Origin of the sequence: Chitinophaga silvisoli, assembly GCF_003412465.1 — a bacterium.
Taxonomy (GTDB): Bacteria; Bacteroidota; Bacteroidia; order Chitinophagales; family Chitinophagaceae; genus Chitinophaga; species Chitinophaga silvisoli.
Genome location: NZ_QTJV01000014.1, coordinates 88085 through 112256 on the forward strand (window position 1 = coordinate 88085; position 24172 = coordinate 112256).

The window sequence follows — 24172 nt, forward strand, 5'->3', positions numbered from 1 at the left end:
TTTTCATATCAATTATTATTCCGAACCATCCAATTATATACTTCTTTGAATCAAAACCCTGATTCAAATTCTTTTGTTTTTTTCCGATATAATTAAAAGGGGCCGTATCAAATAAATGATACAACCCCTTATGTCCTAAGAAAGATTTCCCGTTTACTTAATTACTGTCACACTACCCTTCATCGTCAATTTTTCTCCTCCCCTTGCCTTTCTATAATTCACGATCCACAAATAAGTCCCTTCTTCCACCAATACCCCCTTATACCGGCCATCCCATCCCAGGCTCACATCTTTAGAACTATAAACAAGCACACCCCATCTATTAAAGATACTCAGGTCGTAATCGATCATCGTTCCATTCACACCTGGTTTGAAGTAATCATTATTACCATCTCCATTCGGCGTAAACGCATTCACCATCGCCGCCTTCTCATTACACGTTTTGTAATTAACCGTAATCCCACTCGTCATAGCACCACAATCATTATAGATAGTCGCCGTATAATAACCCGCCTTCGTCACTACATACCAGGAAGTTGTCGCACCATCCTGCCATTTCACACTATTACCTGTACCCGCGCTTACGTTCAGCGTCAGTACCTGCCCTTCACACACCGTCGTATCCTTGCCAAGGGAGAATGCCTGGATACCCGCCACTGTAACATTGATACTATCTGAAATCGTCAGGTTACAATATTTGTCAAGTACCGTTACAATATATTTACCCGGAGTGTTTACTTCCCTGACCGGATCAGTTGTACCGTCATTCCAGAGGTAAGAGATCGCACCATCATTGGTCGCATTCAGCATCACTGAACCTCCAGCACAAATATCCTTATCTATACCCAGGTCAAGACCGATATCTCCCTTGTTAGTTACAGACACAGTATCTGTCACCACACAACCATTCTTGTTTACAGTCACCCAATAATCACCGGCTTTGCTTACGCTGATCGTTTTGGCTACTGAACCATCAGACCATAGCACCGTACCGCCATCAGGTTCTACTTCCAGCTGTACCGCCTGATCAGGACATACCGCCACGTCAGGAGTCAGCGTTACATCCGGTGGTGTCGCTACATTCACGGTAGCATCATCACTTACTGTACAACCATTCAGGGAAACCTCCACATTATAAGTACCGGTAGTACTTACTATGATTGAAGGCCCGGTATCACCGGTACTCCATGCATAAGTAGCACCCTGGATGTAAGCATTCAGTTTTACCGTGCTGCCCTCACAGATCGTAGTATCCCGGATCTGCATGGCAGGCGGTTCATGCACTGTTACCCTGATAGAATCTGTAGCGGAACAACCGTTATTGGTCACTGTCGCTGCGTAGGTACCGGCAGCATTGACTGTAATCTGTTGTGTTGTAGCACCGGTACTCCATTTAATGCCATAACCTGCACCTGCATTGTCCGCACCAATATCCAGTGTCAGTGAATTGCCGGTACAGATCGCCGTATCATTACCCAGGTTCAGTACTGGCTTATCTACATAACGCAGGTTGTAAGTCACCGGATCGGAAACACACCCCGTCACACCATCCGTTACCACAAAGGTAGCCTGCATAGCCCCATTCAGGTCGAACACATTGCTGCTTTGTGTAAGTGGCGCAGTGACTGCACTGGCCGGATATACGCTTTGTAAAGTGAATTTAGGTTTATTGACTTTATTCAGCAACCGCAATGCAAACTTCGGATTATCAGAACAATTTACCGGCAATGCTGTATCCAGTTGTGGTTTCGGACAAGCCGTCACGGTGATCACCTGTACCTTCTCAATAGCCGCATTACCACATGCATCCGTTACGTTCCATCTCCTGGTAATGGTATAGCCGTTACAGATATCTACAGTATATGGATCTGTGGTCATAACAGCCCGTTTAGGGAAGTTCGGATCACAATTGTCTGTAGCATACAGGGTAGCTTCCGCAGGTATCGTACCTCCACAAGCCACGGTTGCATCTGCAGGTGCCGTTCCGATTACCGGCCGGGTCGTATCCTGTACTGTGATGGTTTGTTTCCATGTATTAGTATTGCCACATTCATCTTTCGCCACCCATGTTCTGATCAGCTGGTAATTGCTGGCGCAGGCACCGGCGATCGTCTGTCGCGATTGGGTGTAACTGATCTTCGCAGTACTGCAATTATCAGTAGCAGTGATGTTGGATGGGGTAGCTGGTATCGCATTACAGTCTACAGTCGTATCACCTGGAGGGGATACGGTAAACACCGGTTTGGTGGTATCCTGTACCGTGATGACCTGCTTCATGGTAGCCGTGTTACCACAGGCATCTGTAGCAGTCCAGGTACGTGTCAGTTTATAATTATTAGAGCAGGTCGTGCTCAGGAATACTTTCGTTTGGTTTAATGTCACTTTCACATTCGCAGTACAATTATCTGTTGCAGTCACCTGGTCTAATGAAATCAACTGATCACAGTTGATAGTGGTATCTCTCACCGTCACAGAGAACACTGGTCTGGTGGTATCCACTACAGTAATGATCTGTTTCAGTACAGAGACATTGCCACAATTGTCAGCCGCGGTCCAGGTACGAGTGATCTGGTATGTATTCACACATGAGCTGCCAGACACATTCTGCCTGGTATCTACAGGTGTCACCGTGATGGTTCCCGCCGTACAATTGTCTGTAGCAGTCAGGGTGACGGCAGCAGGTACCTTATCACAATCCACGGTGATATTCGCAGGCTGGGTCATATTGAACACAGGTCCTGTGGTATCTTTTACTGTAATAATTTGTTTCAGGGTATCGCTGGCATTACCACAATTATCTACTGCTACCCATTTACGGACCAGGTAATAATTATTGGTACATACACCCGCCATATCCACTCTTTCTTCAGTGGGCGCTACGGTGACACTACCGGAGCAAAGGTCATTGGCAGTAAGACTTACAGCTGCCGGGATGTTATCACAGGCAACTGTAATGTTCGCTGGTGCAGCAGTAGTGAACACAGGCCCGGTGGTATCCTTGACGGTGATGGTCTGCTGTGCGGTAGCCGTAAGACCACAACGGTCTCTGGCTGTCCAGGTACGCATGATGATGGTCGTACAGGCATCTGTATTCGTCGTATTGTCAACATAGGTAACTGTCAGGCTCTCGTTGTTATAGGGTGCATGACTGAACACCGGTGAACCAAAGAGGGTCGTGAAGTCGGCACCTGGCTGACAACTTGCATTCTTAGAAGCAGGCACTGATACAACTACCGGGGGTGTACTGATGCGTTGCAGTTTTACAACATTACTGATGGAGCTGCCGCTACAACCGGAGCTCACTACCCTTCTGATCCAAACAGTATCAGCGGTGAGTGCAGCAGGCGTGTAGGTAGCCGTCGTACCACCGGTACCGGTAGTTACATTATAGAAACCGGTAATTGCATTGGTTGTACTCATCTGCCACTGGTAAGCATAGGTACCATCGCCACCGCTTACGGTAGCGGTACCATTCAGGGTAGCTGGTGTTTCGGAAGCACACAGCACCTGATCGGCGGAGATGGAGTTACCCAGTACTCCACCGATATTGCTTAAGGTAACAGTTGCAGGATTACCTGTACAGGATCCATTGTTCAGGACCCATTGTAAGGTAGCGGTTGTATTGACTAAAACAAAAACATCGGCAGTTGGATTATGCTTATCAGCATCGGCAATGGTAGCCGCTCCGCTGATCACCGTCCAGGTACCCTGGTAAGCGGAAGTCGCAGCAGCCATATGGAAGAGCGAATCGTTACAATGAGTCTGGGCAGCACCTGCATCGGCATCTTCAGGCATTGCATAGTTACGCAGGAAGATGCTGTCAGTACTTGTACACAAGCCATTCGTCGCATTCCAGATCGCCGTTGCAGTATCACCGGCAGGGAGTGTAATAGTAGCGGTGGCGCTGTTTGGATTGTCGATCGTGGCCGCAGTACCAGGCAGGAAACTCCAGGTACCGGTGCCTGTTGCTGACATCACGAAGGTATTATTATTACACTGGCTTATTGTATCTACACCTGCATCGGCGATTCCTGAAAGGGCGTAGTTGGCCAGCGTTACATTGTCTGATGTGATACATGCACCATTAGTAATGGTCCATGTCAGGATAGCGGTATTACCTGGTTTGATATATACAGTAGTGGTCGGGCTGGTGGTATCGGCAATTCTTGCCGTACCGCTGCTCACCGTCCATGCGCCGGTTGCGGCAGCAATGGATGGCGCATTGGCAGTCATTACAAACACTGAATCGCTACAATGGCTGGCATCAGCACCTGCTGCAGCATCTGCCGGCTTATCATAAACCGTTACAATACTGCTGGCGCAATTGGAACCTGCGCAGGCAGCTGCACCTTCTGCCCTTACATAGTAAGTGGTAGTAGCAGAAACCGGTACAGTGATGGTTGCACCTGTGCCAATGGAAGTACCTGGACCACAGGCTCCTTCATACCATACCCAGTTGGCCGCATCGGTGCCGTCTGCATTTTTTGCCAGACTACCACCTTCTACTGTCAGGGTAGTGGTACCGCTCTGGCAAATGACTGGTGAACCAACGGTTACGCCTGTAGGATCTACGGAACCTGACTGCACATTTACGGTGAATGGAATGGTATTCGTACAACCCAGGCTATCATTACTGATTGTGAGCTGGAAGGTATAGCTACCGGCAGCGGTGGTAGCCGGGAAACTGACAGCCACCGGCCATGTTGTAACAGGTGTGGTTGGTACTGCCGTAAACCCGGTCATGGTACCGGTGATAGCATAATATACAGGACTACCAGTGATAGCTGTTGGATTTAAATCAAAGCTTCCGGCAGCTGCACATACCGTAACCGGCGTTATGGTAGCCGATGGCAGATCTTTATAATGTAAGGTGACGGTATCGTAAGTAGTACCACATGCTGCCTTGTTGGAAATGCTCCATTGCAGTTTCACATCCTGGTAACTACCCAGCGGTACTGTCACTTTGGTATTGTAAGCACTTGAATCAGCAATCGTGGCCGTTCCTGAAATCAAAGTCCATTTTCCCGTCTCCACGAATTCTCCTGTCAGGTCAATGTTCGGCTCATTTGCTGCCATCGTGAATACATTGGAAGCACCACACTGGGTCATCGCACTGTCTACATAAGCGCGGGTAGCTTCTCCCATATAAGTAATGGTATCGTATGCATAAGCCACACAGGATGAATTTGTAGTACCCTGAACTTTCCATTGCAGGTAAGCTGTAGTACCTGCTGTGGTCATGGTAAGAGGAGCTTTCGGGTTGTTCTTATTATAAACTACATAGTCATCAAAATTAATATCACCTGTCACTCCTGCTATGCCCGGACCTTCGAGACCGATCGTCTGCCAGGAACCTTTAGTGCCGGCAGCCACAGAACGGGTCATCACGAATCGTCCCGTCGGATTGTCGCTCGTACATGAGAACATATTGGTGCCCGGATCAGGCAAAGGTATATCCGTGAGCGTGAGCGTAATCGCCGCCGAGGTCACCTCACAACTATTCTGGATCACCCTTACATAAAACTGGTTGTCAGTAGCACTTTCCGGGTTATAGGTGATGGATGTTTGGCCTGTAAAATCGGTGAGTAACTGACCAGCGCCAGGGGTACCTCTATACCAAAGGATAGAATCTGCTGTAGTACCCAGGATATCATTTACAAATAAGTTGACCCTGTTGCCGACACACAATGAAGTAGGCGAAGCGCCCACCTCCACCACCGGCTCGTCGTCTACCTTGATGGTCGCACTGTTGGAATCCACACATTCCTTGATACCATCCTGGCCATATTTGACAATGCCATAAACGGTGACGGTCGTATCACTGATCAGTTTAATAGATCGGTCCGGCCCCTGGTAACTCGTATCACTCCATTCAAATACATCAAAGCCGCCTGATGCCTGCAGGTCAACTACAGCACCCGCACACACCTGGCTCTTGGTAAGCGTCAGCTGTGGCATAGGCAGAATGGTAAGTTTCACGGAAGCAGAAGGTGCGGCACAGGTCTCGGAAGAGGAGCCGCTTTCGAATAAGCGAACACGGAAGTAGTAATCAGCAGCCGCATTCCTGGTACCTACCAGTTCACCTGCGGTGATGACAAGCGTATCGTCGTTTGCGGTACCATAGGGTACATTGAACCAGGTGACACCACCATCGTCAGACATTTCCCATTGGTACTCAGCATTTGTATAATAAGATGCAGGGGAATAAGATGAAGTGAGAATAGTCGGGGCCCCCTGGCACAACACTTCTCTCAGGTTTTCAGAATTCCCTTCGATCGTAGTAGCAATGACCGGGCTACAATAGGTAAATTCAATATCATCGATAGCGATGTTATTGCCACAACCACCTTTGCCATCATTTTTAATACGCACGACCACATCAGAAACAGAAGAAGGCACCGTAAAGGTACCTCCATATCGTTGCCATTGTCTGCCAGCCAGGTTCATAGAGAGGGCGTAGGTTTTATATTGACCTAATACCTGGGAGGTATCTGCCGCATTCAGGATCTGGAAGGTGACACCGGCATATTCGTAATCAGGGCAGTTTTGGGTAAATGCGAGAGAACTATCTACGTTGAGGAGCCATGCACTGAAATTATATACAGAATTTTTACAAAGACCACTGATAGTTTTAGCGTAGAAGATCCGGGAATCAGCATCCGCATTTGCCACCAGCATACCTCCCCTGTTACTACCTGTATGATCTGATGCTGTGATCCAGTCATTGGCCCAATGCGTGGTGTAAGAAATTGCATAGTTGTTCGTCGCCATCCCAATGGTGCCTGAACCATCATAATTGTAAGCAACAGCAGAAGAGGGAGAATACTCCTTTTTACTGGCATTGCTGGCGAGTGTGCCAAAGTCTTCAGAGAAGCCAGGCATTACGGCATTACCACCATTACAGGTAGGCATGGTACAATCGATAGCCACGAGGGTCATCGTTTTTCGGTATACAGTGCCGTTGCTGTACGTCATGGCAGCCGTTAAGGTATAGGTACCTGCTGCGAGGAACTGGAGTGTGAGCGCGTTTGATGTCAGCTTAGCTGTTTTGTCCGTCGAAGCACTGGCAGAATACAGGATGGAATAATCCACATCAGTACCCCCTGGTGTTTGAATGGTCCAGACAGTAGCACCGGTTTGTCCGGAAGCGAGATAAGCATTTATACTCGTGAACTTAACCTGATCGGATGTAGCATTGTTTGTAGACATGCAGACAGTATCAGGAACGTTCATGTAAATAGTTTGTGCGCTGACAATCTCAGAGAACACACACAGACAAGCAAATAAAAACAAAAACCGTTTCATCTTCAATTAATTAAGTAAAACACAACAATGCCAGCCGCATTAGTTAACTCTGGGATAGGTCCTGGATAGTATGGTCCGGGAAGATGAAAATGTCCTTGTTCCTTCCTAAAAAAGGAATGGTGTATTTTTTAATCATAGGCAGGGAATGCTGGATAATCCGTCCAAATTTAACAGGAAAAGGTTGTATTTAATAATTTTTATATGTTATATTTTACCCATCCATAGGGTAAAAGCTAATAACTAATTCATCTATACGTAATTAGAATCCGGGAATTTTCTAATGCTGATTTAATGTACCGGGCTTGGATTTGGCTGTTTGGAGTTGATGGATAGCAGCGGATTTCGAGGGGATGGTAAGGTAGGATCTATGCAAAGCAGTTCATTATCAAGTGAATAATGATGCAGGGAGAATCAGGGGACCATTCTATTTCAAAAAATCTCCTGATTCCATGCCTGGGCATCTCCAGGTTAGAAGATGGGGCAAAGCCGCCATCACCCATATAAATACTGCAATATATTCGCCCACAAAAACGTAGACATCAAACTCAAGATAATCCCGATTCCAATGATCAGGTTGACCAAACGAAAATTCAGGTTAAACTGTTCCGCCACCACACTCGCCGTAATAAACGTAGGCATCGCCGCCTCAAAGATGCTGATCTTCGCTACATCACCCCATACCCCTGTTATGATTGCGGCTCCTAACACCAGCATTGGGGCTAGTATCAACTTATACAATAACACCATAGATAACTGCCCCCGTTGTTTCTCCCATCCATTGAACTTCAACTGCATCCCAATTGAAAACAATGCCAGGGGAGCTACCGTAGCTGCCAGTTTTCCGAAAAGCGGCTCTATCGGAGAAAGGTTGATAAAATGAGGCAAAGTCAGGGCGGTGATACAACCGAGAAAAGGCGGGAACGTAAATAACTTCTTCAGGATCATCTTTACCTCTACCTCGGCACCTGACTTACGATCTCCTTTTATCGCCGTAATGATCCCGGCTGTTGACAACAAAATAAATAAGACCTGGTCACAAATGATCGCAATGCTCAGGTACTTTTCTCCAAAATATGCGATGATAAGAGGAAAGCCGATAAACGAAGTATTGCTATACCCACTCGCCAGTTCCAGCGTACTCCTGGATCGCTGTCCATACCGCTTCTTTTTCACATACAATGCAGTCAGCAAAGCACTCCCCGCCCACACGATCACCGTCGAGGCCAATGGAAACAGCATGGTCAGCGACCAGTTTATCGTTGGTATATATTTCAGTGAAACAGCCGGAAGTGCCAGGTACAGTAACCAGGTATTGATGCCTTTATGCGCATCCGCAGGCAGTAACTTTGCCCGCTGCATCAGCATGCCTGCCAGGATGCAGACAGCGATTAATATAAAATTGTCCATTGTACTTTAACAAAAGTTGTAATGCAAAATTGGAAAACCCTGCGCTGGATTAACTTGTAAAAAAGCACCATAAATTTGTAAATTTAAGCCATGAAGAAACTTCGGCAGTTTGATGCTTTGGTGATTGAGGAGTTTGTCAAAGAACAATTCCACCAACCTTCTCATTCCCAGACCTATTACGAGATCGTCTATATTTTCACCGGTACCGGCAGGCACTTCCTGAATAATAACGTTGTGCATTACCGGGCCAATGACTGGTTCCTCATCTCCCCCGAGGATACACACTACCTGGAAATCAAACGAAAAACCCATTTTGGAGTCATAAAATTCACCGATAGCTACTTCAGCGAACGCAAACCCCTCATGCCCAATTCACTGCTCAAATTCCAGCCGGAAATGATGATGCGTAACAAGGCATTCAAAGAGATGCGGCTCACCATGGATGAACTGTCTCAACAGAACCTCTTACGTACCATCAAAACCCTTATTCATTCCAAAGACCACAAAACCATCCTCTCCTCCCCCTTCATCTTTTACCAGGTGCTCTCCCTCTTCGCCCTCTTCCAGCAGCAATGGGGCGATATGAACACTCATTACAACTGGAACAACGACAAGCAGGCACTCATTTCCTTCATTCACCAACACATCTACGAACCAGAAAAGATCCAGGTCAGGCAGCTCTCCCACACTTTCAATATCTCCCCGAATTACTTTGGTAAATACTTCAAAGCCAACTATGGCATTACCTTCAGGGAATACATTGACAACTACCGCATTAAGCTTATTGAAAGCAGAGTTGCAGCCGGACTGACACTACGGCAAATTGCGGACGAATTCGGGTTTACTGATGAGAGTCACCTCTCCAATTATTTCAAAAAAAGAACTGCTACCACCTTCAGCAATTATAAGAAAGCGCATCAGTAATCATCCCTTCGCAGCTCTATTGTTTAACTGTATATTGACCGGGATTTCTTAGAAACGTCTTTTTACAGATTTCGGAGCAGAAATAATAGCGTTTGCCCTGGTATGATGCATAGGTATTCTTATCAATCGCTATCATTCCGCACACTACATCTGCATCCTTTTTATAATCCATACCTGTCGGGGCCTGGGGCCAGGTTTCTTCCCGCCTTGGCGAATACTGCATGGCCCGTGCGACCATACCTGCAATCCGCTCCCCACTATAGCGCTCCACCAGGTGCAGGGCAGCATCGATACCTGCTGTCGCCCCGGCGGTGGTTATGATATTGCCGATATCTACATAGCGTACATCTTTTACCAGGGTAATAGCAGGAAATGCCGTTACAAAGTCATCCGCCAGGAAGAAATGGGTAGTGGCCGCCTGCTGATCCAGTAAACCGGCCGATGCCAGTAAAAAAGCGCCTGAGGATACAGACATGATCACAGAAACACTATCCTGGTAGTGCCTGATCAATGAAAGCAGGGTGCTATCCCTGCTGAGGGAGTCCGGCATGCTGATCGCGGCACCCGGAATCACTAAAATATCCGGTTTTGGCAGCTGCTGCATGTTGTAATCAGGCTGTATGCCGATATGGCCATCTGTATACACGACTTCCTTTGTGCAGGACACGGTGTAGACCTGGTACGCTCCCCTTGTAATAGTGTTGGCCTTGTTAAATACATCCGCCGGGCCTGCAAAATCCTGGAGTTCCATACCCTGGTAGACTAAAACAGCGACTTTTACAACAGGCGATTGTGCGTATAATGCAGCTGCCCCTGGAATAAGGAGGCATATAAAAATGAGGATCCGCATAACATAGATTTATTCGTAAACGTTATTAATGTGTAGAGATTACAAACTGGCTGCACGAGGGTGCGGGGAGCTGAAAGAATTTGAAGCGGGTTGATTGCATAGGGCAGCCGGGTTCATGGTTTCAATACTAAGGTATAAATAGCTTTTGATTATTCAACTACAAATGTCTAAATTACCGGGCTGGTAACCCGCCTATGCCACGACAGTTGTTATGAATGACAAGGATCACTCAAAGGGGAGATTGTGAACATGAAATATAAATGCAGCATGCATTAATCTCACGTTTGAAATAGACCTACGAAAAAATACATTTTAAAATGGACTACTCTAAAAGCCACATCATTGAAGAGATCAACAAACTGATTCCTGAACACAACTTTAAGCAAGAGCAAATCATTACTTCCGGAAAAAATTATTACAACTGGGTAAGACCGCGAATCGTATGGGATACACAGGTCATCATCAACGCAGTAAAATGTAATGAACAGGCGCTGCCTGATATGGAAACAAAGATCAGGTTTCAGTTAGAACAGGAATTCAGGTCTATTATCAAAGTCGAGCCATTATTCTATAATTATTCCAACCTGGAACTGATGGAAGGAGTAGTGAATGGCGTGGTAGCACACTATGGCACCAGTGCACTGGTAGGTGATATCCTGCAGGACACTTCCTGTAAGGATGGAGGAAAACAGGCCGGGTGTATTGTGCTGACGGCTGTAAGGCTGCCAAGGATTGCGTAGCATTCCGGCGCTACTGAATGTACTGAACAGGATCCTATGATTTCCACGTGGGAGCAAAATTTTGCTCCCTATTCCCCCTGATGTACTATTCCAATAATGGAAGGGAGGATAAATTTGTCTCACTCACATCTGCCTTAAAAATACCGGCATTCTCCCTGGGGTTAAATTCCGGATATGAATTTTTTCATTTAAACTTTAACCGGGAACCGGATTTAAGATCTGAATAACAGGCGATCAATAATGTAATAGAAAAAGAGGACTTCAATGTAAATTATAAGCAATAAAGACATCATCTTTACCGCTTTCTGAATAATCTTGCTGAGTTTAATATAAATATAAGTTCTGAAATAACGTGGATCATAGCAGCCGCCATAGGACTTAAATACCCCATGAATGCAAGTACAATGCCCACCGCATCAACGATGATCGTGCCCCAGAAATTGAACTGAATGACGTTCATACATTGCTTCGCAATACCAATCGCTACCCCAACTTTACGCAGGTCATTATTCGTCAGCACCATATCGGCACTTTCAAAGGCAATGTTAGAAGCGGTACCCATGGCAATGCCCACATGTGCCTCCATTAACGCAGGTGCATCGTTGATACCATCGCCAACCATGATCACCTTTTTGCCTGCGGCTTTTAGCTGTTGAATGTAAGCCAGTTTATCCGTAGGCAACAGGTTACCAACAGCTTCGTCTACGCGTAGTTTTCTGCCGGTTACACTTACACTGGCCGTATGATCGCCCGATAACAAAATGATTTTTAAATGATGATCATGCAGGTCAGAAATGGCTTCCCTGGCCTCGGGCCGCATCAGGTCTACGAGACGTACCCCACCCAGGATGTGTTCGTGGGTACCGATTAATACGGTTGACTCACCCTGCTCACGGGCTGATTCAAGCCAGGGGGCTGCAATGCCGACATCAATTTTCTTTTCTTCAAACAGGCCGGTATTACCTATGAGGTAGTATTCATTTTCCTGTGAAAACTGTAATCCTTTGCCGGGCAGGTAATTATAGTTGTCATAGGCACCAGGCTGGATATCCTCATTTTTGGCAGCCTCCATAATAGCTCCGGCCAGCGGATGATCGGAATGCTGCTCGCCGGTAGACAGGAGTTGTAATAATCTGCGGCTGTCAATTCCATTGAAGCTGCTGACATCTGTCACAATCGCTTTATTCAGCGTGAGGGTCCCTGTTTTATCCAGCAGTACCGTATCGGCCTTTGCCAGCTGTTCCAGGTACACCCCACCTTTGATCACCACACCTTCGCGGGCTGCACGGCCAATACCTGCCAGGATGGCGAGTGGTGTACCCGCAGCTACGCCACAGGCACCAGCTACGACGAGGGCCGAAATAGTTGCATTCATATTGTGTGTGACCAGCCAGGTGATGAGCGCACCACCGAGGGCGAAATAAACGAGTCTTGCAGCCAGTTTATCGGCGGTTTTCTCGATAGGTGACTGACTTGACTGCACAGATTCCATTACGCCTATAATACGGCCGAAAATGGTGTCTTTGCCAATACTGGTTGCGATGACTTCCAATACGCCATCCTGGTTGATCGTACCTGCCAGTACTTCGCTGTTAGGGCCTTTTTCTACCGGCAGCGACTCCCCGGTGATGGCGGCCTGGTTTACGAAGCTATTGCCTTTCAGCACAATTCCATCTACCGGAATATGGGCACCAGGCCGGACCACCACCGTATCGCCAGGTTGCAGGTCTTTGGCCGTTTGCGGCAGCAGGGCGGCGAGGCCGGTTAGTGCATCGCGGCCCCGGTCTACGATCAGGTGCTCCAGTAGTTCAGCCACCAATACGAACAAGGTGATGACCAGGCCCGTAGTATACTGTTCTGCTGCCAATGCAGCCAGTACGGCAATCGACATAGACAGCTCCATGGTCATATGACGCTCCCTGATGGCGTCGAAAGCTTCTTTGAACATAGGATAGCCGCAGATCAGGGTGGCGGCGACAGGGATAATCATGTAAGGCAGAATGCCCAACAGGGATAGCGTTAGCGCCACGGCGGCACCCGCTATCCGGATAAGGTCGGATAAATGATTTTTCATGAGTCAAAAGTAGACAGGGCACTATTGGAAAAACAGGTAAAAAACAAAGAACTTTCCGTAATTTTCCAGCATGATTAAAAGTGATTTTGCACTGGCAATAAAGGAGTATTCTGCAGATCATACTCCTATGCACCGACATGATTGTTTTGAGATCATCTATATTCTGGAGGGTCGTGGCATTCATTTAATCAATGATAACCAGTTCCCTTACGGCAAGGGCGACCTGTTCCTCCTCACTCCTGCGGATAAACACGCCTTTCTCGCGCACAGTAAGTCTTCCTTCGTGATCATTGATTTTACGGCCGCACTGTTTGGAAGAAATTCACCTATCGGGCATGACAAGCCGGAACTGAGTCATTACTTCCGCCAGCTGGAATATATTTTTCAGCATGCGGGGCATTTTAAAGGGTTCATCGGGTTGAATGAGGCGGACAGGGTCTTTTCCGGCTCACTCATCCAACGGACGGTGACTGAATGGGAAGGAAATGGTATTTTCAGGGAAGTCGTGCTCCAAAATCTTGTTTTTTTACTGTTAAATATCATTGCACGCTATGCGCAGCAGCCGGTAACCAGGGAGATCCCTGCACAGGTGGAATCTGCCGGATATGAAATGACCCAGTTTATTCAGCATAATATTTATGACCATGAGAAGATCAGCCTGAGCGGAATTGCGGAGCATTTCAATTTATCTAAAGATTATATCGGTGCATATTTCAATAAGAAGACAGGGAAGACGATCAGGCAGTTTATACTGGATTATAAACTGGAACTGGCTAAGAGCCGGCTTAGGTATAGCAGGCTGTCAATTGCACAGATAGCGGAAGAGCTGGGGTTTACGGATGAGAGTCATTTAAATAAATTGTTTAAAAGACAGGAAGGGCTGACGGCAGGGCAATTCAGGAAGACTATGCTTCCTGAACCCGGTTAAAAAAAAGAAAGGCCCGGAGAATGAATTTAATTTTTCCCCGTGAAATACATCATTTATTGATCAATTTTAAAACATACTCCATCTGTGTATCCCTGTTCTGCATAAAATCAGCATACGAAGGCCACACTGTATAATCAGGAATTATCCCTCTCCCCTCCGGCTGATCCGGTTTCACCACCGCATCCTGCTCTACATGCACAAACGAGAACTTAGATTTGATCTTTGAATTCGGCAGTTCATACACCATCGGCATATGCCCATTGTGGTAATAATAACCACCCGTCGTTTCTACACCTACTACCGTTACATTCCTTGCATAAGCCTTCACCAGCGATGCCATATGAGAACCTGCTGAAGCCACCCGCTCATCGATCAGCATATACAATTTGCCTTTATAACCAGGACTCTTTGGATGATACACCGGGTTGTATCTGGGGTTCTGGATATTCTTCCCATTGACCAATTTAGGAAAATAATCATAGAGCATCTTTTTTCCTTCTTCTTTTTCAGCGGAGTCCATTCTATGCGACGTTGAGATCCCATAGAAGTATTGTTCAAAAGGCACTTCCTTTCCAAAGATGCTGTAAGCCAAAGTATTTTCCTTAAAATTGGAATCCGTCAGGTACATCACTGGTTGTTCGAAGGTAGGATCGCTGCCACCCGGGTTTCCACGCAGGTCGATAATGAGATTGGGCACATTATTTTTTGCCAGCAGCTGAAAGACGCTGTCGAGATATTTTACATAACCGGCGAAGCGGGGATCCGTGTCATCATCCGCCATATTGAAGATGCGGAAATTGAATAATCCCGTATTGGGGTTCAGCATTTTAAAGCTGTAGGAAGGCTGCACCCGCCAGTCAGTAATACTATCTACAGGCGCGCTGTACCTGGCGGCAAATACTGCATTCCGCTCGTCGTTGGTGATGGCTGCAGCAGTGATGGTCTGCGTAGTCGTAGTACCCGGTGCGCGATAGCTGATTTTAAAACTATCATTCACCCCGTATTCATACAGGTACCGGATGCCATAACTCTTATCTACACTGCTGGATTGTTTCTCTGTGATAGTAAAACCATCTGCCGTGCAATATTTGTAGAAAGATTGCATGAGTTGTTGCTCCGGCACCCCATTTATACTCAATATTTCTGAGCCTACCGGGATGGCAGCGCCAACAGTATTAAAAATCATTTTACCTTCTATGTACTTGATGGCATAAGGGAAGAAGGCCTTCTGCCGGTTTAGATACCCAACCAGTTCTGCGTCAGGTTCTGTATAGTTATGGCAACTCCCTTCAAAATCCGTCAGCTGCAGGATAATATGGAAAAAATCCAGGGTGCTCATCGGCTTTTTTATCTCCCTGAATGCCCATTTGTAAATGCTGTCTATCTGCTTCGGTGTACGATAGCGATAAAGGCCAGAATTAACCGCTTTACGGATGTCAAAAAAAGTTTGAAGGTCAGATTTCATCTGCCCGGGTGTAAGGGTCTTGTTGTAGGTATGAAGACTATCTTTCTTTATAGGTTGTGCGCTTAGGCCCTGCTGCAGGAACAGGAGAATGATCAGTACGTTTTTCATAGCTGCAAATGTAGGCATGATTTTGTTACCGGTATCATTGAATCAAAACGATGTGATATGATACAGCAAGATCCCAAAAACAAACAGGATGAACCATTAGTAAAGCCGGATCCCGAAACCACAGGAGCACATCCTGAGGAACATATGGACGGCCCTATCTCTACCCTTGTCCGCAAGGTGGGAGAAGGAATGGCATCAAATAACGATGTGCCTGATAATGATAATGATGAGGACGAAGATGAAAAGGATGATAAAAAATAAGTATATTTACAGCAGTGGCATACAGGAGTTCATTCCTGTACGCCCTGCCATTATACTTATGTTGAATACCTTATTACTATCCTTCGTTTTATCCTGTAGCCCTGCTCCCAAAGAACGGGGCATTGATTCTACGCTAACTGTTGCGCCTGTAGATACAAGTACCCTGGCGGACAAGCTGCTCCGCTTTGCCAAAACACTGAAAGGCACCCCTTATAAATACGGTTCGACCAATCCCCGCGAGGGTTTTGATTGCTCCGGGTTTATCACTTATGTGTTCAATCATTTTAAAATTGATGTACCCAGAAGTAGTGCGGGATTTACCAATGAAGGTGTGCCTGTGTCCCTGGCAACAGCTCAGCCGGGAGACCTGATCTTATTTACCGGAACTGACAGCACAATCCGTACTGTCGGACATATGGGCATCATTACGCAGGTAGGTGACAGCATCGTGTTTATCCATTCTACCTCCGGTAAAGCTTATGGTGTAACAGAGACGACACTCGATAAGTATTACATGGGCAGATTTGTAAAAGTGATCAGGTATATATAGAAAAAGCCGGGCTATAAACCCGGCTTTTCTGACTGAAACTGTAACTGTGCACCTGGTGCTTTCTGCTCACTCTTTTGTTGAATGCGATTGTAATCATTCAGGTCTTTCTGGTTACTGATTTGTCCTTTTACAAATTCGGACAAGGCCTCATTTCCACATACATTTTCATTGCAGGATAAACCTGTCTCCCGCATCGTCTGTATGTATTCTTTCACGAGTTTTTTTGTCACCGCCTTATCAGGGTGCCAGTAGTCCTTCCTCACCGTTTCCAGCATTCTGGAAATCATGACCTGGTATGCGTATAAATTGTGCCCTTCGGCAAACTGCTTTTTTCGCTCACCGTTGATGTAAGTATCGTATAACTGCTGCCAGTTATTTTCATCGATTGCTTCCGGTACCGTGACCTGCCAGCCCCACACATTCGCCACTACTTTATTGATCATCCGCCCCCCTGCATAACCTTCCTGCAGCATTTTATCAATCCATTTCGGATTGAGATAGCGACTTTGCAATTCCTGTCCTATATACGTATCCAGTGATTCCTGCACGCCTTTGCCATGCGATAAATTAGTGATCACTACCTCAGGTGATTTCCCGTCAATCGCCCTGATAGCCATAGCTGCACCACCCAGGTACTGAAACAAATCATCATTGTCCAGTGCACCATACAGGTTGGAAGATCTACTGTGCACAACGACCTTCGTACCTGAAAGGGTGCTTTTCATCAACTGCATACTTAGGTTTTTCGGCAGACTGCTGTCCGTATTTTCTGCTTTGTCTCCCCAGAAATGTTGCCCATACAAATGACTCATCCTGTTGAAGTACACATCTGATACCTGTGTTTCATCATTCCAGGTGCCGGAAGATTGAATCACATCCTCAAGACCGGTACCATAAGCACCACTGGGTACAGAGAACATTCTCACAGCGGCAAGACGTGCTGCCAGCGAATCATTTACCCCCTGGGCACGCAATTTTTGCGTCGTGGCTAAGATATGTTTGCGTACATAGTTGTCAGGTTCATCTGCATCTTTTACGAGCGACACTGCCTGATCCAGGAGCGCCATCAGGTTAGGAAACATGTCCCTGTATAAACCGGAGGGTATGATCACCACATCTACCCGCGGGCGATTCAGTGGCAGCAGTTGCACACCGCTGACACGGCCAAAACCATCGTAAGTAGGTGCTACCCCCATAAGGGCGAGAATTTGTGATTCAATCACCCCTTCGTGCCGGATGGTTTCCGTTGACCATAAATTGAAAGTCACCTTTTCAGGAAATGTATCACAACGGGCAATGAGTTGGGCTGCTAAATCGCTGCCCGCCTTATATACATCCCTGGAGGGTAATTTGGAAGGATCGAATGCATAAAAGTTTTTCCCTGTAGGCAAAGAGGCCGGGTTACGGATAGGATCATTGCCCTGCCCCGCCGGAATGTATTTACCATTCAGCGCATCCATCAATGCATTCATTTCGGCAGGCCCGCTGGCTATAACATTGCGGTTGGTATCAGGGGGTGATACGCCGAATGTATGCAGCCCGAAAGGTGTCTGCTTCTCTCCTGTTTCCTGCACGAAGTGCTCGAGTGACTGAATACCTTTATTGAACTCCTTCGTCAGCGAAAGTTGTTGGCTAAGTGCTTTGATAGCCTGCATCTTTGCATCGGCCAGCACCTCGCTCTTTTCTTTTGCAGCCATGTATTCATTGATCAGGGCAGCCAGTTCTTTCATTTGTGGGTTCAATCCTGCTGAATCAAACGGAGGAGTCATGTGGTCAATGACAATGGCCATTCCTCTGCGCTTGGCCTGCAATCCTTCGCCTACATCATCTACGATGTATGGATAGATATTCACCATATTATTGATGAGGGCTTCCGGCGCATCGTCGTCATTCAAACCGGTTTCTTTGCCGCTGAGCCATTCATGTGTACCGTGGGTACCGAGATGGATAAGAGCATCGGCCTTATATTTATATTTCAGGTACAGGTAAAATGCTATGTACTGGTGGTGAGGTGGCAGGGTGATATCATGATACATGGTATTTACATCCTGGTCCCAGCCACGGGCAGGTTGCGGCATCAGCATGATATTACCATATTGTACGGCCGGCAATACAAAGTAAGCCTTCCCCTGTGCATCACGCCAGGTCATGATTTTGGAGAATGCAGGTGCGCCCCATTTGGCAATTACCTGCTTCTGAAAGGTTACGCTCAGGGTAGTGAACCATTGCTGGTATTCTTCCATTGGCACCAGGATGGGATGACCATATTTTACCAGGCGCTCTACCTCTGCAGGTGCCCATGTACCAATGTTCCTGCCCTGCCGCATGACATCGTTGAAGACTGCCAGACTATCTTTTCCAAGATCATATCCTTCCTGCCGCATTCTCTCCAGGATGGTCTGCATACTGGCAGGTAATACATTCAGGTAACTGGCTCCCACATTATCCTTTCCCGGTGGGTTGGAATAATAAATGATAGCAATATGCTTGTCTTTATCAGGCTTCTCCTGCAGGTTGATCAGGGCGTTAACCCTGTCTACCAGGCGCTTTACCCGATCGGGGATGACTGTCTTTTCTACAATCTTTTCTGCATTCAGTTCCTGGCTGCTGGTGACAGTAGGTTGAATCTGGCCGCTGAGTTCAGGCCTGCTCAGGTACATGCCCCTGGCAAAGATGCTGAGGCCTGTTTTTGATTTTGTCCACTCCTCGTAACTCCCATCCAGTTGAATGATATTGATTACAGGGATCTGCATCTTTGTAAACTGCTCCTGCAGCGCTTCGGTAGATGAACCTGTTAAGGAAGATGCTGTAATCAATAAATTCAACTGCGCCCCGAATTGTTTCAATGCATTTACCAAGGGGAAACCAAAGAATGGCATGACGTTATAACCCGCCTGTTCCAGTGCTTCCACATGTTTGTCAATATAAGTATGCTGACCTGTCAGGTACTCATAGCGAAAGCTATACAAACCGATCCATGGCCTGCCGGGCTTATAATGCTTATAGCCTGCCAGGTAACTTTCGAAGCTATTGCAAACGGAATCGGTAGTAAGATTATAAATTGCATTTTCAGGATAACTGATGACATCTTTGTATGCAAAGTTAGTGTTGAAATCCTTGTTCAGGCAGAAGAGCACCATGTTCCTCAGGTTCTCCAGACTTGCCTGTGCAAAGTAACTGAGGACTTTCCTATTAAAGATCACCCCGTCTTTTTTGTAGTGCTCTTCATCAGGTGTGGTGCCGAGTACATAGACTTTGGCACCGTGTGCCACAGCTTTCAGCACCTGGGGCCTTACCTGTTCGAATACCGGGGAGGCATGGATATATACAAAGACCAGGTCGGATTGCGCCAGCCATGCGGCCTGCGTACTATCGTAAGCAGCTGTGGAGAATACATGCAGATCGCAGTCGCCTTTGAGCAGCTCCTTTACTTTGGCCCCTGTCTGACTAAAATTGTCAGACAGGACCAGGCTTACTTTTACCTGGGCAGTTACGATGGTAGTCATCATCACAGCCCATAACAGGATCACTATTTTTTTCATAAATTATAAGATAAGCCAACATTGAATGAACGGCGGGGTGCATAATAATAACTGGTAGCAGAACCATAGTAGCCATAATACAACTTGTCAAACAGGTTCAATACATTTGCATAGACATTGAATTGGCGGATCTGTTTTGCCACTCTCAGGTCGAATACGGTAGTCGCAGCCAGTTCTCTTGCTTTCGTATTTTCCAGGTCGCCATAGCTCTTAGTCGCATACCTTACCCATACACTGGCATCGAAGTATTTTGCTTTGGAAAACGAGATGCCACCATCTATGCGGTGATGCGGGTTGCCATCCATTTCATTGCCTTCGTAAGCTGTGTTGGATTCGTATTTCAGGATTTTGGAATCGTTATAAAAATAACTGAGGATGGTTGTAAGATAAGGTGCTACCTTATAGCGTACGGAAGTCTCTATACCGGAGAGCCTGACCGCACCGATATTGATGTACTGGCGCACTGCCCAGTTGCCCGGATCGAAATAGGAAGGTACCTGGGAGGCATCTATCAATACTGCATCCAGGAAGTCCTTGTAGCGGGAGGTGTAAGCAGTGGCGGATATTTCCAGTTTTTGTCCCAGGGTATAATCAGCCCCGGCTTCTACAGAATATACCATTCGCTCAGGTTTCAGATCGGGATTGCCCAGGCGGAAAGTAGTGCCTAAGAGCGAAGAGTTGTACATGTAGTACATGCTGGGTGCCTTGAAGCCCATGGCATAAACCGAACGGAGTCTGAACTGCTCATTGATGCGGTATACAACGCCGGCCTTGGGAGACAGTACTGAAGAGGAAGCATTGCTGTAATGGATGGAGATGGGCGTACCACTCTGGTTATCGAAGAATTTACCATTGTCATTGTGCCAGTTGTCCCATCTTAATCCCAGGTTGAAGTTCAGGGAATTGCCGACAGACAGCTCGTCGTTGATGAAGAGGGAATAAAAATTCTGGTTGCCGGAATAGTTCTGGTTGCCTTTGCCATAATAATATTTTTCAGATGACAATTTATTCAATCTGACATCTCCGCCTATCGTCAGGTCGTTAATGCCTATTTTCCGGCTGATTTTCCCGATAAAACCACTTACGTCGATAGGGACATTGGTTGTATAATAATCTGTGCTGAATGCCCCTTTTTCCGTGTTATAATTCAGGGCATCCGTATTCATTTTTTCATGGTTGTAGTAGGCCGATGCACTGTAGTCAAACCAGTTATTTTTACCGGAGTAGCGGAGCAGGAAATTGGCGACCTTGTTTTTCTCCTTGTATAAAACAGATGTACCGGAGGCAGGGTTCTCTGTATGCAGGTCTATGATCCCTTCCAGTTTAGATCGGTCATTCAGCTGGTAAGAGATCTTCACATTTGCATTCAGCAATTCCATGGAGGGTTTCTGGTAGTAGTTCTTCCAGAGACTATCCGCCATGTATTGGTAGCCGCTGGTCTTCTTATATTCCACGAATGCCATGATGCCAAAGCCATTGTTAAAAAGCCTGCCGCCCTTTACATTGGCGATGAGGGTATTCATAGACCCATAGCGTACATCGGCACCGAAGCTGCCTTGTTTACGTGGGTTCTCCGTGACCAGGTTGATGGTACCGCCCATAGAACTGGAACCATAGATAGAGGACCCAGGCCCGCGTACGACTTCTATGCGGGCAATGCTATTGCCCGCAATGCTGTTCCAGAGGGAAACGCCGCCGGTATAGGCATCATTCAGGGGAATACCATCTTTCAGGATCAGGGTACGGCCCGCAGACCCTGTGCCACGGAGAGTTACGGTGGTATGGGAACCGGTAGTAGTCAGGCCCCGGTTGCGGTCTACAGCTACTCCAGGCATATATCTTAATGCTTCGTCTATGGTCTGGATCTGCTTCATTTCAGGATCACTGTTCTTCAGGATCGATACGCTGGATGCGATCTTTCGCAATTCAACAGGCATGGCGGAGGCAGTGACGGTAATTTCATTGAGTCTGGTAGTGTCAGTGGTTTGTGCCTGCGTATGGAGCACGCAAAATAACGGCAATAAGATGCCGGGTATATTTAAGTTCATCTTAAAATTTTGAAAAAATAAGTCCTGCGCGAACGGGCGTTCACGTCGTAAAAAACAAATAAAGTATCAGGCTGTCAGGGGTGGCCCGCGAAGCAGGCAGTGAAAGGAAGGAAGATAAAAATAGCCCTGGATATGGTATGCGTACTGCTGTAATACAGGCTGTAAAGAAGGTAAAAAAGTGAGCAGCCCGGGTACTTCCACATCCCTGGTGAGATGAAAGTCACAAATGGCGCAATGATGACCGGGCTGCTGAAAGGGAATGATCTGGCATTGTCGCTGCTCCCCCTGCGTAAGCGCATGGTGGTGAAGCATCTTTACACTGTGTACCAGGGTCAGTAAGGCCAGCAGGCACCAGGCAAGACATCTTTTGAAGACGATATTTCTCTTGTCAGACACCTGGCAAAGATAACCGTTCGCTTCTTAAAAATGCAACAATGTTTAATTTTTTATTAACTCATGTAGGATTTATAGCCTTGATAGAATGCTATAGGGGCTTTTTGAATTAATATCGCGTCGTTGATTAATGTTTATTTAGCCACTGCACACGGCGCTCGTCAGGCAGGTGCTTCACCGTAAAGTTTTCGAACTTCGCCTCAAAGCCCTGGCCATCCGGAGAAGCGGCCATCATGCCTACCATTACAGGGTGGTTATCCTGCAGGGGGCAATTGCGGGTCATGACATAATTCACATCGTCAAAGGAGTAGAAGATCTCCACCGCATCCAGTCTTCTCACCGCCTTGATCCAGATAAAAGGCGGCACCTTCTCCAGGGTGGTCACACTCCAGTCGCTCAGCTTGTGGGTCACTACCGTACTTACATTGAACTTGCCATCCACGAATTCTACTCCGGTCTTGATATAGTTTTCCTGGTCTGTTCTGATCATAAGCCCCATCTGGTCAAAGCGGGCCTTGTAATTGCCGGTAAGTTTTACCTTTACTTCAAATTCTCCGCCGTAATTGGCATAGTAAAAGGGAGCATCATCTACCGTAAAGCCATAGTGCGAAATACGCCAGTAATCTGTCTGAGGGGTCACAAACATGGTCAGTGTCTTATCCTTGATATCCCATTTGGCAGGTTCGTTAAACCACTGCATTTTCTCAAGGGTCTGGGCGGATACAGTGTGCATGCCAATGAATGAAACTACGGTCCAGAGAATCTTTTTCATACTTATTGAATTATTACTTTTGCAAATGTAAATGCTGCTTATGCAAGGTGCAATGGTTAATAATAACCAAAATATACTGAATGATACGCTGCTCACACAGACTTTTTCACAACAGGATTCGCCATTGGCGCAATGCCAGCTGGTGGCCAAAGTCTATGCAGGGATAGAAAATGCCGTATGTGTGCTTAGTGACCTCAAGGCGAACAAAAGTTATATCTACGCCGGGGCTGCGGGAGCGGCATTGGGATTACAGATAGAAACAGAGATCGATTCCATCTGGGAAGAGGGATTATTTAACAGGATCCGGCCGGATGACCTGCAGGCCAAGCATGCCATGGAACTCCAGTTCTTTCATATGCTCAAAGACCTGCCCAACCAGGAACGGTATGATTACTATGTAAACAGTATTCTTCATATGCGGAATGCACAGGAGGAATATGTTCCTGTACAGCACCGCATGTTTTATATCAGGAGTGCGGATAATGGGAGTGTGTGGATGGCATTGTGCCTGTATAATTTTCCCCCACAGCAGGTGGAGGGTACTGCCTACTTTGGCAGGATTGTCAATTCCAGGACAGGGCAGCTCCTGGTGCCGGACCAGCAGCAGATCAATTCCATTTTATCAGAGCGGGAAAAAGAGGTGCTGCGTATGATCAGGGGCGGTAGTAGCAGTAAGGAGATAGCAGCCAGGTTTTCCATCAGTGTATATACGGTGAACCGGCACCGGCAGAACATCCTGCAAAAACTCCATGTCAACAACAGCATGGCTGCCTGCAGAATCGCTTCTGCGATTCATCTATTATGA

At 46.7% G+C, this 24172-nt stretch carries 15 protein-coding genes; 6 read left to right on the top strand and 9 right to left on the bottom strand.

Going from position 1 to position 24172, the window contains the following annotated elements:
- Positions 1-153: 153 nt before the first annotated feature.
- Complete coding sequence (locus tag DXN04_RS28935; protein WP_116856911.1) at positions 154-7305, bottom strand: gliding motility-associated C-terminal domain-containing protein; 7152 nt, start codon at positions 7303-7305, stop codon at positions 154-156.
- Positions 7306-7797: 492 nt separating this feature from the next.
- A complete protein-coding gene (locus tag DXN04_RS28940; protein ID WP_116856912.1) occupies positions 7798-8712 on the bottom strand; it encodes an AEC family transporter in 915 nt (304 codons plus the stop codon).
- Positions 8713-8802: 90 nt separating this feature from the next.
- Here DXN04_RS28940 and DXN04_RS28945 point away from each other — a divergent pair, with 90 nt between their 5' ends.
- Positions 8803-9636 carry an AraC family transcriptional regulator gene (locus DXN04_RS28945; protein ID WP_116856913.1) on the top strand — a complete coding sequence of 278 codons (834 nt, stop codon included), beginning with the start codon at positions 8803-8805 and terminating at the stop codon, positions 9634-9636.
- Between the two features lie 16 nt (positions 9637-9652).
- Here DXN04_RS28945 and DXN04_RS28950 read toward each other — a convergent pair whose 3' ends face one another.
- Complete coding sequence (locus tag DXN04_RS28950) at positions 9653-10486, bottom strand: DJ-1/PfpI family protein (RefSeq protein WP_116856914.1); 834 nt, start codon at positions 10484-10486, stop codon at positions 9653-9655.
- A 317-nt stretch (positions 10487-10803) separates the two neighbouring features.
- Here DXN04_RS28950 and DXN04_RS28955 point away from each other — a divergent pair, with 317 nt between their 5' ends.
- Positions 10804-11226: a hypothetical protein gene (locus tag DXN04_RS28955; RefSeq protein WP_116856915.1), complete on the top strand. Its 423-nt coding sequence runs from the start codon at positions 10804-10806 to the stop codon at positions 11224-11226.
- A gap of 295 nt (positions 11227-11521) precedes the next feature.
- Here DXN04_RS28955 and DXN04_RS28960 read toward each other — a convergent pair whose 3' ends face one another.
- Positions 11522-13300 (bottom strand): heavy metal translocating P-type ATPase, encoded by a 1779-nt coding sequence (locus DXN04_RS28960; protein WP_116856916.1) that lies wholly within the window; start codon positions 13298-13300, stop codon positions 11522-11524.
- A 70-nt stretch (positions 13301-13370) separates the two neighbouring features.
- Here DXN04_RS28960 and DXN04_RS28965 point away from each other — a divergent pair, with 70 nt between their 5' ends.
- Positions 13371-14228, top strand: coding sequence for a helix-turn-helix domain-containing protein (locus DXN04_RS28965; protein ID WP_116856917.1), 858 nt, complete (start codon positions 13371-13373; stop codon positions 14226-14228).
- Positions 14229-14277: 49 nt separating this feature from the next.
- Here the strand turns inward: DXN04_RS28965 and DXN04_RS28970 are convergent, their stop codons facing one another.
- The gene (locus DXN04_RS28970; protein WP_116856918.1) at positions 14278-15819 is read right to left on the bottom strand and encodes a S41 family peptidase; all 1542 of its coding nucleotides are present in this window, start codon (positions 15817-15819) and stop codon (positions 14278-14280) included.
- Between the two features lie 39 nt (positions 15820-15858).
- Here DXN04_RS28970 and DXN04_RS28975 point away from each other — a divergent pair, with 39 nt between their 5' ends.
- Together DXN04_RS28975 and DXN04_RS28980 are read left to right on the top strand one after the other, a co-directional pair.
- Positions 15859-16062 carry a hypothetical protein gene (locus DXN04_RS28975; protein WP_116856919.1) on the top strand — a complete coding sequence of 68 codons (204 nt, stop codon included), beginning with the start codon at positions 15859-15861 and terminating at the stop codon, positions 16060-16062.
- Complete coding sequence (locus DXN04_RS28980) at positions 16049-16612, top strand: C40 family peptidase (protein WP_158569220.1); 564 nt, start codon at positions 16049-16051, stop codon at positions 16610-16612. The genes DXN04_RS28975 and DXN04_RS28980 overlap by 14 nt, the downstream gene beginning before the upstream one ends.
- Before the next feature lie 11 nt (positions 16613-16623).
- Here the strand turns inward: DXN04_RS28980 and DXN04_RS28985 are convergent, their stop codons facing one another.
- The 4 genes from DXN04_RS28985 to DXN04_RS29000 all read right to left on the bottom strand — a co-directional run bounded on the left by DXN04_RS28985 (position 16624) and on the right by DXN04_RS29000 (position 23367).
- Positions 16624-20154 carry a cobaltochelatase subunit CobN gene (locus DXN04_RS28985; RefSeq protein WP_116856921.1) on the bottom strand — a complete coding sequence of 1177 codons (3531 nt, stop codon included), beginning with the start codon at positions 20152-20154 and terminating at the stop codon, positions 16624-16626.
- Complete coding sequence (locus tag DXN04_RS28990) at positions 20151-22202, bottom strand: TonB-dependent receptor plug domain-containing protein (RefSeq protein ID WP_116856922.1); 2052 nt, start codon at positions 22200-22202, stop codon at positions 20151-20153. Before DXN04_RS28990 ends, DXN04_RS28985 begins: the two co-directional genes overlap by 4 nt.
- Before the next feature lie 66 nt (positions 22203-22268).
- The gene (locus tag DXN04_RS28995; protein ID WP_116856923.1) at positions 22269-22598 is read right to left on the bottom strand and encodes a hypothetical protein; all 330 of its coding nucleotides are present in this window, start codon (positions 22596-22598) and stop codon (positions 22269-22271) included.
- Positions 22599-22722: 124 nt separating this feature from the next.
- The gene (locus tag DXN04_RS29000; RefSeq protein ID WP_116856924.1) at positions 22723-23367 is read right to left on the bottom strand and encodes a DUF1349 domain-containing protein; all 645 of its coding nucleotides are present in this window, start codon (positions 23365-23367) and stop codon (positions 22723-22725) included.
- A 40-nt stretch (positions 23368-23407) separates the two neighbouring features.
- On the opposite strand from DXN04_RS29000, the gene DXN04_RS29005 reads away from it, so the two are divergent.
- The gene (locus DXN04_RS29005) at positions 23408-24172 is read left to right on the top strand and encodes a response regulator transcription factor (RefSeq protein WP_199415160.1); all 765 of its coding nucleotides are present in this window, start codon (positions 23408-23410) and stop codon (positions 24170-24172) included.

Excerpts from the sequence above, each read along its gene's own strand:
- DXN04_RS28950 (WP_116856914.1), bottom strand. The coding sequence starts at position 10,486 with ATGCGGATCCTCATTTTTATATGCCTCCTTATTCCAGGGGCAGCTGCA.
- DXN04_RS28960 (WP_116856916.1), bottom strand. The coding sequence starts at position 13,300 with ATGAAAAATCATTTATCCGACCTTATCCGGATAGCGGGTGCCGCCGTG.
- DXN04_RS28955 (WP_116856915.1), top strand. The coding sequence starts at position 10,804 with ATGGACTACTCTAAAAGCCACATCATTGAAGAGATCAACAAACTGATT.
- DXN04_RS28990 (WP_116856922.1), bottom strand. The coding sequence starts at position 22,202 with ATGAACTTAAATATACCCGGCATCTTATTGCCGTTATTTTGCGTGCTC.
- DXN04_RS28935 (WP_116856911.1), bottom strand. The coding sequence starts at position 7,305 with ATGAAACGGTTTTTGTTTTTATTTGCTTGTCTGTGTGTGTTCTCTGAG.
- DXN04_RS28980 (WP_158569220.1), top strand. The coding sequence starts at position 16,049 with ATGATAAAAAATAAGTATATTTACAGCAGTGGCATACAGGAGTTCATT.
- DXN04_RS29005 (WP_199415160.1), top strand. The coding sequence starts at position 23,408 with ATGCAAGGTGCAATGGTTAATAATAACCAAAATATACTGAATGATACG.
- DXN04_RS29000 (WP_116856924.1), bottom strand. The coding sequence starts at position 23,367 with ATGAAAAAGATTCTCTGGACCGTAGTTTCATTCATTGGCATGCACACT.
- DXN04_RS28940 (WP_116856912.1), bottom strand. The coding sequence starts at position 8,712 with ATGGACAATTTTATATTAATCGCTGTCTGCATCCTGGCAGGCATGCTG.
- DXN04_RS28985 (WP_116856921.1), bottom strand. The coding sequence starts at position 20,154 with ATGAAAAAAATAGTGATCCTGTTATGGGCTGTGATGATGACTACCATC.
- DXN04_RS28970 (WP_116856918.1), bottom strand. The coding sequence starts at position 15,819 with ATGCCTACATTTGCAGCTATGAAAAACGTACTGATCATTCTCCTGTTC.
- DXN04_RS28965 (WP_116856917.1), top strand. The coding sequence starts at position 13,371 with ATGATTAAAAGTGATTTTGCACTGGCAATAAAGGAGTATTCTGCAGAT.
- DXN04_RS28945 (WP_116856913.1), top strand. The coding sequence starts at position 8,803 with ATGAAGAAACTTCGGCAGTTTGATGCTTTGGTGATTGAGGAGTTTGTC.
- DXN04_RS28975 (WP_116856919.1), top strand. The coding sequence starts at position 15,859 with ATGATACAGCAAGATCCCAAAAACAAACAGGATGAACCATTAGTAAAG.